Here is an 11,167-nt window from a genome sequence, read left to right on the forward strand (position 1 = left end):
CCCATGTGCCCGCGCTCCAGCCGGTGGAAGACGATGATGTCGTCGACCCGGTTCAGGAACTCGGGGCGGAACGAGGCCTTGACCACGTCCAGCACCTTGCCGCGCACCAGTTCCACCCCTTCCCCGTCTTTGAGGCCCACGAGGTATTCCGAGCCCAGGTTCGAGGTCATGATGATGATGGTGTTGCGGAAGTCGACCGTCCGCCCCTGCCCGTCCGTCAGCCGCCCGTCGTCCAGCACCTGGAGGAGGACGTTGAACACGTCCGGGTGGGCCTTCTCGATCTCGTCGAACAGCACCACCTGGTAGGGCCGGCGCCGCACCGCCTCGGTCAGCACCCCGCCTTCGTCGTAGCCGACATAGCCCGGAGGAGCGCCGATCAGCCGGGCCACCGAGTGCTTCTCCATGAACTCCGACATGTCCATGCGCACGATGGCGTGCTCGTCATCGAACAGGAACTGCGCCAACGCCTTGGTCAGTTCAGTCTTGCCCACCCCGGTCGGTCCGAGGAACATGAACGAGCCGATCGGCCGGTTCGGATCCTGCAGCCCCGCCCGCGCCCGGCGGACGGCCTTGGCGACCGCCTCGACCGCCTCCGCCTGGCCGACGACCCGCCTGCCGAGCTCGGTTTCCATCGACAGCAGCTTTTCGCGCTCACCCTCGAGCATCTTGTCGACGGGGATCCCGGTCCACCGGCTCACCACCTGGGCGATGTGCGTGGGCTGCACCACCTCTTCGACCATCGGGTTGTCGGGCTTGCCGTCGCCATTGGGGTCCTCGGCCGCCCTGATCTGCTTCTCGAGACCCGGGATGACGCCATAGGCAAGCTCGCCGGCCCGCGCCAAATTCCCTTGGCGCTGGGCCAGTTCGAGATCGGTGCGCGCCTTGTCGAGCTCTTCCTTGAGCTTCTGACCGCCCTGCATGCGGGCCTTCTCGGCCTGCCACCGGGTGGTCAGCGCAGCCGCCTGCTCCTCGAGGTCGGCCAGTTCCTGCTCCAGCCGGCCGAGCCGCGACCTGGAGCCCTCGTCGGTCTCCTTCTTGAGGGCCTCGCGCTCGATCTTGAGCTGCATGATGCGCCGATCCAGCTCGTCGAGTTCCTCGGGCTTCGACTCGGCAGCCATGCGCAGGCGGGCCGCCGCCTCATCGATCAGGTCGATGGCCTTGTCGGGCAGGAAGCGGTCGGCGATGTAGCGCTTGGAGAGCGTCGAGGCCGCGACGATCGCCGAATCGGAGATGCGGATGCCGTGGTGCAGTTCGTACTTTTCCTTGAGGCCGCGCAGGATCGAGATGGTGTCCTCGACCGTCGGCTCGTCGACGAAGACCGGCTGGAAGCGCCGGGCCAGCGCCGCGTCCTTCTCGACGTGCTTACGATACTCGTCGAGCGTGGTGGCGCCGACGCAGTGAAGCTCGCCGCGGGCCAGCGCGGGCTTGAGGAGGTTGGACGCATCCATCGCGCCGTCGGTCTTGCCGGCGCCGACCAGGGTGTGCATCTCGTCGATGAACAGGATGATCTGCCCCTCTGCCGACGAGATCTCGTTGAGCACCGCCTTGAGCCGCTCCTCGAACTCGCCGCGATACTTGGCGCCGGCGATCAGCGCCCCCATGTCGAGCGACAGCAGCGCCTTGTGCTTGAGCGATTCGGGCACGTCGCCATTGACGATGCGGATGGCGAGCCCCTCGACGATGGCGGTCTTGCCGACGCCGGGTTCGCCGATCAGCACCGGGTTGTTCTTGGTGCGGCGGGAGAGAACCTGGATGGTGCGTCGAATCTCCTCGTCGCGCCCGATCACCGGATCGATCTTGCCATCGCGCGCCGCAGCGGTGAGGTCGCGGGCATATTTCTTCAGCGCATCGTACTGGTTCTCGGCGGAGGCCGAATCAGCGGTGCGACCCTTGCGGATGTCGTTGATCGCTTCGTTCAGCGCCTGCGGCGTGACGCCGGCGGCGGCGAGAACCTTGCCGGCATCGGTGTCCTTCTCCACCACCAGAGCGAGCAACATGCGCTCGACCGCGACAAACGAGTCCCCGGCCTTCTGCGCCGCGCTCTCGGCCGTGTCGAAGGCCCGCGCCAGTTCGCGGCTGAGATAGAGCTGACCGGCATCGCCCGACACCTTCGGGATGCGCTTGATCGCCGCCTCGGTTTCGGCGCGCGCCAGGCGGGCATCGCCGCCGGCCTTGGCGATCAGTCCGGCCGCCATGCCCTCCTCGTCGTCGAGCAGCACCTTGAGCAGGTGGATGGGCAGGAACTGCTGGTGGCCGGCCCCCAGAGCCGCCTGCTGGGCGCTCTGAATGAAGCCGCGGGCACGTTCCGTGTACTTCTCGATGTTCATGCAACTCTCCTGTGTGGCACGCCGGACCGCCCCTCGACAGGCACGGGCCCAACGCCTGAAGCGCTGACCCGACACGACCGGAAGCCGCGCTCCCGCATCTGCCGGATCAATTCCGGAGGCCCGCTCGGCGGCACTCTCCGGTCTCGAACGAGATATAGGGAGGCCCGGACAAAACAAAAGGGCCGGGGTCTCCCCCGGCCCTTCGCCATGCCTGGCATTGCAGCAGACTACTCGGCGGCGGTGCTGCCGGCAGTCAGGAAGGCAGGCAGTTCGCCGACATCGGGCTGCGGAGCGTTGGCTGGATCGCCAGCGACGCCGTCGCCGCCCTGTCCGCGCGACCGGCGACGCGGGCGCCGCTCGCGGTGCCGGCGCGGCTCGCCCTCGGCCGCTGCCGCTGCGGTCTCGCCGTCGACCGGTGCCGCCACCTCCACCGCCGCCATCACCACCGGCTCGCTGCCCGGGATCGGTTGCGGCTCGGGCTGCGGCTGGCTCTGCTGGTAGGGCTGGCGCGGTTCCGGCGAGGCGAACCGATCATTGATCGGTGCGAAATCGTCGTCGTAATCGTCCTCCTCGCCCTGCTGGCCGAACTGGTCGCGCTGACCGGCCTGCGGCTGCGCCGCGCTGAGGATGCGGAAATAGTGCTCTGCGTGCTGCAGGTAGTTCTCTGCCATGACGCTGTCCCCGGAGGACTGCGCATCGCGGGCGAGCTGCAGGTATTTCTCGGCGATGTGGGCCGCGTTGCCGCGCACCTTCACGTCGGGGCCGTTGCTCTCGTAGTTCCGGCTCAACGGGTTGCCGTGCTTGCGGCCACCATTGTTGTTCCGTCCACGCGAGCGGTTCTTGTTGTTCTGCTGGTTTGGTCTCATCGTCTCTTTTCAAGCCTTGGAAAAGATCACTAACGGCAAGTTCGGGCCATCGGCGCCTCGGGCTGCGGGCCGGCACGACGCCGGCGGGCAAGCTAGTCCAAGGTGCCTAGAGCTGCGGGCTGAACCACTTGTGGCCCATCACGGCGCCCCGGTTCCTCGTCCAGGTGTCGATGCTGCCGAACGCAGCTCGCCGATGAGCGGGTGGCCGTCACCTTGGCACGATCAATCATGCCGTTTGACAGCGGGAGGAACGTACCCGGTTCGCCCCGTCTTTCCAAGCGGAAAATATGGGAGGTCGCGGCCCGGGCACAAGACCTCAGCCGCGGCGCGCCACGACCATCCTCTCGTGGCCGGCCAGGTCGCATTCGACGGCGATGTCGACGAACCCGGCATCGACGAGGATATCGCTCACGGCCACCCCCTGCCCGGCCCCGATCTCGAAGAGCAGCACGCCCTCGGGTTGCAGAAAGAGCGGCGCCTCCGACGCGATCGCCCGGTAGGCGGCAAGCCCGTCCGGTCCGCCGTCGAGGGCAAGCAGCGGATCGTGATCGCGCACCTCGCGCATCAGCGTCGCGATGGTTCCGCTCTCGACGTAGGGCGGGTTGGAGGTGATGAGTTCGAAACGCTGGCCCGCATCGAGCGGATCGAACCAGGAGCCGCGGCGAAAGGTGATCCGCCGGTCGACATGGTGACGGCGGGCGTTGTCCCGGGCCGCCTCGAGGGCCCGTTCCGACAGATCGATCGCCACCGCCTGCATGTCGGAGAACTCGCTGAGCAGCGCGATCGGGATGCAGCCGGTGCCGGTGCCCAGATCGAGGATGCGCGGCGCATCCAGCCCGCCGATCTCCTCGAGCCCGCGCTCTACCAGCATCTCGGTCTCCGGACGCGGCACCAGGGTCGCCTCGTTGAGCCTGAAGGCAAGGCCCCAGAACTCCTTCTCGCCCAGAATGCGCTCGACCGGCTCGCCACGCAGGCGGCGCTCGGCCAGCGCCTCGAGGGTCTTCAGGGGCTCCGGCTGGGCCGGCTCGCGTTCGCGGTTGACCAGTTCCAGCCGGTCCATGCGGAAGGCCGCCTCCGCCAGCAGGCGCGCCTCCAGCTCCGCCGTTCCGATCCCGGCCCGCCGGAACAGGTCCCGCACCCCCCGCCATGCCCCCCCAATGCTCAGTGTCAGCTGATGCCCTCCATCGCCGCGAGCTGCGCCGCCTGATGCTCGGTGATCAGCGCGTCGATCAGTTCGCCAAGGGCCTCGCCGGCGATCACCTTGTCGAGCTTGTACAGCGTCAGATTGATCCGGTGATCGGTTACCCGTCCCTGAGGGAAATTGTAGGTGCGAATGCGTTCCGACCGGTCGCCCGAGCCGACCTGCTCGCGGCGCGCCTCCGAACGGGCCGAATCGCGGGCATGCCGCTGCTCCTCGTAGAGCCGGGCCTGCAGCACCTTCATGGCCGTGGCGCGGTTCTGGTGCTGGCTCTTCTGGCTGGCGGTAACGACGATGCCGGTCGGCAGGTGCGTGATGCGCACCGCCGAATCGGTGGTGTTGACGTGCTGGCCGCCGGCGCCGGACGAGCGCATCGTATCGATCCGGATGTCTTCGGGCCTGATCTCGATGTCGATGTCCTCGACCTCGGGCAGCACCGCCACGGTGGCGGCCGAGGTGTGGATGCGCCCCTGCGACTCGGTGGCCGGCACGCGCTGCACCCGGTGCACGCCCGATTCGAACTTGAGCTTGGCATAGACGCCCTTGCCCGAGATGTTGGCGACCACTTCCTTGTAGCCACCCACTTCGCCGGGGCTTTCCTCCATCAGCGCGAACTTCCAGCCCATCAGGTCGGCATAGCGCTGGTACATCCGCAACAGGTCGCCGGCGAACAGCGCGGCCTCGTCGCCGCCCGTGCCGCCGCGCACCTCGAGAATGACGCTCTTCTCGTCGGCGGCATCGCGCGGCAGCAGCAGGATGCGGATCTGCTGCACCGCGGCCTCGATGCGCGGCTTCAGCTCCTCGACCTCGGCAGCCGCCATCTCGGCGAGTTCGCGGTCGCCGCCGGCGGCCAGCTCCTCGGCCGCCTCGAGATCGGAAAGGAGCTTGCGATAGGCCTCGATCGGCCTGACGATCGGCTCGAGCTCGGCATATTCCTTGCTGAGGCGCACGAACTGCTCGGCGGACGGACCGGCCGACAGCGCCGCCTCGATCGAATCGAACCGCTTGCTGAGCGCGTCGAGCTTGTCCTGGGGGAGGCTGGCCATGGCGGAGGTCAGATCACCAGGCCCTGCCGGTCCACCCACTCGAGCAGCAGCTCGCGGATGTCGGGGCCGTGCGCCCCCTCGAGCAGCGCCGCGGAGACGGACTTGCGGATCGGCAGCAACTCGGTCCCCAGTACCATCTCCTTGATCGGGCCGACCGAGGGCGGGCTCATCGACAGCCGCGTCATGCCGATCGACATCAGCGCCAGCGCCTCGACCGGGCGCCCCGCAAGCTCCCCGCACATGGTGAGCGGCACGCCATAGCGCTGCGCCATATCGACGATATGCTTGAGCGCCCGCAGGCGCGGCAGCGCTATCGGATCATAGCTCTTGGCGACCCGCTTGTTGCCGCGGTCAGCGGCCGTGAGGAACATCACGAGGTCGTTCGAGCCGATCGAGACGAAATCGGCTTCGGGCAGCACGTGGTCGAGCTCCCACAGCAGCGACGGCACCTCGATCATGGCGCCCAGTTCGAGCCGGGAGGGCACCGGACGCCCCTCGTGCACCAGCCGCTCGACTTCCTTGTTGACCACCAGTCGCGTCTGCCGGAACTCCCAGGCATCGGTGACCATGGGCACCAGAATCTTCATCGGCCCGCCATTGGCCGCCTGCAGCAGGGCGCGGATCTGGATGCGCAGCAGCCCCAGCCGGTCGAGGGCGAGGCGCAGCGAGCGGAAACCCATGGCCGGGTTCTCCTCGGCCTCCGAGCGCAGGTAGGGGATCACCTTGTCGCCGCCGACATCGAGCAGGCGGAAGACGATGGGCTTGCCCTCGGTCAGCCGGATCGCCTCGGCATAGAGCTCGACCTGCTCCTTGAGGCGCGGCAGGCGCGAAGCGATCATGAACTGCAGCTCGGTGCGGAACAGCCCTACCCCCGCCGCACCGGTGTCGCGCAGCATCGGCAGGTCGGCGACGATCCCGGAATTGTGGAACAGCGTGACCTCGACGCCATCACGGGTGACCGATGGCCGATCCTTGAGTTCGAGGTAGTGCGCCCGCCGCTTGGCGCCGAGCCGCACCTTGTCGACATAGACCTGGATCATGTCGGCGGTGGGCCTGAGGTGCACCTGCCCGGTGCCGCCATCGACGATGATGTCGTCGCCCGATTCCGACAGCGCCACCACGTTCTCGGCCTGCCCGACGGCGACGAGGCCGAGCGACTTGGCGATGATCGCCACGTGGCTGATCGACGCCCCTTCCTCGAGCACGACGGCGCGCAGCCGGGACCGGTCGTATTCGAGCAGTTCCGCCGGCCCGAGGTTGCGGGCGACGAGGATGGCGTTCTCGGGCAGGTCCTTGCGACCCATGGCATCGCCGTCGCCGGTGAGCACGCGCAGCAGCCGATTGGCCAGATCGTCGAGATCGTGCAGGCGATCCTTGATGTAGGGATCGGTGGACCGCATCATGCGGGCGCGGGTGTCGTTCTGCACCCGCTCCACCGCCGCCTCGGCGGTGAGGCCGTTGTCGATCGCCTCGGTGAGCCGGTCTACCCAGCCCCGGTCATGGGCGAACATGCGGTAGCTCTCGAGGATCTCGCGATGATCCGACGACGCCACCATGTCGCCGTGGCTCAGCATGTCGTCGATGGACAGGCGCATCCGGTCGAGCGCGGCCCGCATGCGGACCTGTTCGGCCTCGGTATCCTCGGCGACGAAATTGGTGACGACGACGCGGGGATCGTGCAGCACCACCTGGCCCAGCGCCACCCCGTCGGTGAAGCCCGCGCCGTTGAAGGTGCGCGGCCGCCTGAGTTCGATGTCCTGCCCGGGCTTGATCAGCGCGTCGAAATCGGCCGTCGACATCATCTCGGCGAGCAGCGTCGCCGTGGTCAGCATCGCCTCGATCTCGTCCTCGCCGTACAGGTGCGCCTCGCGGTTCTGCACCACGAGCACGCCCAGCGTCTGGCCGGCGCGCAGCACCGGCACGCCGAGAAAGGCGAGGAACGGGTCCTCGCCGGTCTCCGGCCGGTAGGCGAAGGCCGGGTGCGCCGGCGCGTTCTCGAGGCTGAGCGGCTCGGCCTGCTTGGCGATCAGCCCGACAAGGCCCTCGCCCAGCCTGAGCGTGGTCATGTGCACCGCGGTTTCGGCAAGGCCGCGGGTGGCGAACAGCTCGAGCGCGCCGTCGTCGCGCAGCACGTAGAACGAGCACACGTCGGCGTGCATGTTCTGGGCGATGAGGGTGACGATCTTGTCGAGCCGGGCCTGCGAAGCCAGCGGCTCCGCCATGGTTTCGCGCAATTGCCTGAGCAGCACGCGCGGCCCGCTGATCGCTGTCGCCATGATTCCCGCCCGGCGGCCCCGCGCCGCCCTACGGCCCGGGCACCGCGATCGGGGTCAGCGGCGGCTCAGGCGTCTTCCTTGTCCAACCCGTAATACGTATGGAGGGCCCGGACCGCAAGCTCGGCATACTCGTCGTCGATCAGCACCGAGGTCTTGATTTCGGAGGTGGTGATCAGCTGGATGTTGATCGCCTTGTCGGCCAGCGCCTTGAACATCGAGGCGGCGACGCCGGCATGGTTGCGCATGCCCACCCCCACCACCGAGACCTTGGCGCCGCCCTTGGCACTAGTGATCTTGGAATACTCGAACCGCCCCGCCCCGCCGGCCGCCTGCAGGGCCTTCAGCGCCTTGTCGTGCTCGGCATCGGGCACGGTGAAGGTGATGTCGGTGGTGGACCCATCCTCCGAGACGTTCTGGACGATCATGTCGACCACGATCGACTCGTCGGCCAGCGCCCCGAAGATCGCCGCGGCGATGCCCGGCCGGTCCTTGACGTCGCGCAGCGTGATCTTGGATTCGGCGCGCGCCAGCGTGACGCCCGAAACGATCTGCTGTTCCATGATCTCATCCTCATCGCAAACCAGTGTACCGGGGACGCCGGGCGTGCCGTCCGGGGCGATCTGCGGCGCCTCCGGATCATCGAAGGTGGAGCGGACGGTGAGCCGCACCTTGTGCGCCATCGCCATCTCGACCGAACGGATCATCAGCACCTTGGCGCCGAGCGAGGCCATTTCCAGCATCTCCTCGAACGAGATGCGGGTGAGGCGCCGGGCCTTGGGGGTGATGCGCGGGTCGGTGGTGTAGACGCCGTCGACATCGGTGTAGATATCGCAGCGGTCGGCCCTGACCGCCGCCGCCACCGCCACGGCGCTGGTGTCCGAGCCGCCGCGGCCGAGCGTGGTGATGCGCCCGGAGGGGGCGATGCCCTGAAAGCCGGTGATGACCGGCACCGTACCCTCGGCGAAGCGCGCCTCGAGCTCGGTCGGGTCGATTTCGACGATGCGGGCCGCGCCGTGCGCGTCGTCGGTCCTGATCGGCACCTGCCAGCCCTGGAAGGAGCGGGACGGGATGCCCATTTCGCTGAGCACGATGGCCATCAGTCCGGCGGTGACCTGCTCGCCCGAGGCGACCACGGCGTCGTATTCCCGCGCATCGTGCAGCTTCGTTGCCTCGTTGACCCAGCCGACCAGCTCGTTGGTCTTGCCGCTCATGGCCGAGACGACCACCGCCACCTCATGGCCGGCATCGACCTCGCGCTTGACGTGTCGCGCCGCCTGGCGGATGCGCTCGACGCTGGCGACCGAGGTGCCGCCGAACTTGACTACGATACGGCCCAAGGCCCTGCCCTCGCCTATGCCCGGTCCGAACCGGCCGGTACGCTGATTTCGGCGCGGGATGTGCCACAAAGCCGTGCCGCGCGCAACAGGACGACACGCCGCGCCCGGCGGCCATCCAGCCCCGAGTTTGATTGTTGTGGGCGGGACCGCCCCCACCGCGCCTCGCGCCTGCATTGCTGCAGCGGAGCCTGGATGGGCGAAGGCCGGGTGTCACCCGCACCAACCCGCCGCCGGACGGCTCCGGCGACCCCCGAAATCCCCCGCCAACCGTCCGTGCACGACTGCGCCCAGCGGGGAACGGGGGAGAATAGTTGGGTTGTGGAGAGGAGGGATACGTCGCACGCTCGTATAGTGCTGCAATCTCAGATGTTTGAGCCTGCGTCGCACCCCCTCCGAGCTGCGCTAGTTCGCTGCGCTCACAAGCTTCGCTTGCCTCCCCCGTCAAAGGGGGAGGTGGGGATCGAGTTGGTGGCGCCATGACTGCCAACTCACCGGCGGACACCCTCCCCCGTGCGGGAGGGTTGGGGAGGGGGGGTGCAACTGGCGCCGGAGCGTTTGGCCACGCCCACCCCTGCCCTTCGCGCGTAGGTGCGGCACGCTCGGAGGGTGAGGACTGCGCCCGCGACAGCTTGTGTCTTGCCCCGGCCCTCATTGCGGCCGATATAGGCCACCACATCCGGGAGGCCGAGATGACTACCACCACCATCAACGACGACGAGATCAGCAAGTTCGCCGCCATGGCCGACGAGTGGTGGGACCCGACCGGCAAGTTCAGGCCGCTGCACAAGTTCAACCCGGTGCGGCTGGCCTATGTCCGGGACCGGGCGATCGCCCAGTTCGGCCGCGATGCCGCCGCGCGGCGGCCGCTCGAGGGCCTGCGCGTCCTCGATATCGGCTGCGGCGGCGGCCTGCTGTCCGAGCCGCTGGCCCGGTTGGGGGCCAGTGTCACCGGCATCGACGCCGGAGAAAAGAACGTCCGCATCGCGGCGCTGCACGCCACCCAGTCCGGCCTCGCGATCGACTATCGCACCACCACCGCCGAGGCGCTGGCGGCGGCCGGCGACCGGTTCGACATCGTCCTGAACATGGAAGTGGTGGAGCACGTCGACAACGTGCCGCTCTACATGCACAGCTGTGCCGAACTCGTCGCCCCGGGCGGGCTGCTGTTCACCGCCACCATCAACCGCACGCCGCGGGCCTTCGCGCTCGCCATCGTCGGGGCCGAATATGTCCTGCGCTGGCTGCCGCGCGGCACGCACGACTACCGCAAGTTCCTCACCCCCGACGAGATCGGCACGCTGGTCAAGCGCAGCGGCCTGAGGGTGATCGACCGGACGGGGGTGGTGTTCCACCCGCTTGCCGACGAGTGGCGCCCGAGCCGGGACCTGGGCGTCAACTACATGGTGCTGGCGGAACGGCCGAAGGCGAGCTGACCGGCCCGATCAGCCGATCACCAGCGTTTCGCGGCCGAAGGCGAGGCTGATGGTGCCGCGGATCGGCCGGCCGCGCAGGTCCTCGTCCCAGTACATGAACCACTGGCCCTTGCCATAGGCCTTGTCGAGCGCGTCTTCGACGGCGAAGTCGAACGGCCGCAGCCGGGACAGCGCCTGGGCCGCCTCGCTGCTGATCAGGGCCCGGATGGCGCCGCCGGCAGGGGTGGTGGCGGGGGCGAAGCTCTCGAAACGCATGACTGTCCTCCTCGGTCCGTCACGGCGACCAGGCGCCGCGTAGTTGCAGGGAGACTGGCAGGGCGAACTTGAACCGGGGCTGAACCGCAGCTTCATGCGCGCTCAGCGCCCGAGCCGGCTCAGTGCCTCGAAATCTTCATCCTCGAGCCGGATCGCGGCGGCGGCGGTGTTTTCCTCGAGATGCCGGACCTTGCCGGTGCCGGGAATGGGCAGCATCACCGGCGAGCGCTGCAGCACCCAGGCCAGCGCCACCTGGCTCGGCGTCGCCGCATATTTGCTGCAGATCGCCTGGAAGCGGGTGGACTTGACCAGGTCGCCGCCGGCCAGCGGATACCACGGGATGAAGCCGATGCCGTTGGCCTCGCAATAGCGCAGCACGTCCTCACTCTTGCGGTTGGAGACATTGTAGAGGTTCTGCACGGTGGCGAC

Annotated in this window: 9 protein-coding genes; 1 reads left to right on the forward strand and 8 read right to left on the reverse strand. The window is 68.3% G+C overall.

Going from position 1 to position 11,167, the window contains the following annotated elements:
* The 6 genes from clpB to ACE3TU_RS13645 form a co-directional block, all read right to left on the reverse strand.
* Positions 1-2,327, reverse strand: a 2,327-nt coding sequence (gene clpB / locus ACE3TU_RS13620; RefSeq protein WP_374625047.1) for an ATP-dependent chaperone ClpB, incomplete at its 3' end; no start/stop codon positions are given.
* 227 nt (positions 2,328-2,554) lie between these two features.
* On the reverse strand, positions 2,555-3,193 hold the full coding sequence (locus ACE3TU_RS13625; RefSeq protein WP_374625049.1) for a DUF4167 domain-containing protein: 639 nt from the start codon (positions 3,191-3,193) through the stop codon (positions 2,555-2,557).
* A 316-nt stretch (positions 3,194-3,509) separates the two neighbouring features.
* Positions 3,510-4,331, reverse strand: a complete 822-nt coding sequence (prmC, locus tag ACE3TU_RS13630) for a peptide chain release factor N(5)-glutamine methyltransferase (protein WP_374625051.1) — start codon at positions 4,329-4,331, stop codon at positions 3,510-3,512.
* Between the two features lie 29 nt (positions 4,332-4,360).
* Positions 4,361-5,437: a peptide chain release factor 1 gene (prfA, locus tag ACE3TU_RS13635; RefSeq protein ID WP_374625053.1), complete on the reverse strand. Its 1,077-nt coding sequence runs from the start codon at positions 5,435-5,437 to the stop codon at positions 4,361-4,363.
* Positions 5,438-5,445: 8 nt separating this feature from the next.
* On the reverse strand, positions 5,446-7,713 hold the full coding sequence (gene ptsP / locus ACE3TU_RS13640) for a phosphoenolpyruvate--protein phosphotransferase (RefSeq protein WP_374625055.1): 2,268 nt from the start codon (positions 7,711-7,713) through the stop codon (positions 5,446-5,448).
* A gap of 65 nt (positions 7,714-7,778) precedes the next feature.
* Positions 7,779-9,050 carry an aspartate kinase gene (locus tag ACE3TU_RS13645; RefSeq protein WP_374625057.1) on the reverse strand — a complete coding sequence of 424 codons (1,272 nt, stop codon included), beginning with the start codon at positions 9,048-9,050 and terminating at the stop codon, positions 7,779-7,781.
* Positions 9,051-9,739: 689 nt separating this feature from the next.
* Between ACE3TU_RS13645 and ubiG the strand changes: the two genes are divergently transcribed.
* Positions 9,740-10,483, forward strand: coding sequence for a bifunctional 2-polyprenyl-6-hydroxyphenol methylase/3-demethylubiquinol 3-O-methyltransferase UbiG (ubiG, locus tag ACE3TU_RS13650; RefSeq protein ID WP_374625059.1), 744 nt, complete (start codon positions 9,740-9,742; stop codon positions 10,481-10,483).
* 9 nt (positions 10,484-10,492) lie between these two features.
* Here ubiG and ACE3TU_RS13655 read toward each other — a convergent pair whose 3' ends face one another.
* Both ACE3TU_RS13655 and ACE3TU_RS13660 read right to left on the reverse strand, forming a co-directional pair.
* Positions 10,493-10,738 carry a hypothetical protein gene (locus ACE3TU_RS13655; protein ID WP_374625061.1) on the reverse strand — a complete coding sequence of 82 codons (246 nt, stop codon included), beginning with the start codon at positions 10,736-10,738 and terminating at the stop codon, positions 10,493-10,495.
* Positions 10,739-10,840: 102 nt separating this feature from the next.
* On the reverse strand, positions 10,841-11,167 hold a 327-nt coding region (locus tag ACE3TU_RS13660; protein WP_374625063.1), incomplete at its 5' end, for an aldo/keto reductase.

This window comes from Devosia sp., from assembly GCF_041917035.1.
GTDB lineage: Bacteria > Pseudomonadota > Alphaproteobacteria > Rhizobiales > Devosiaceae > Devosia_A.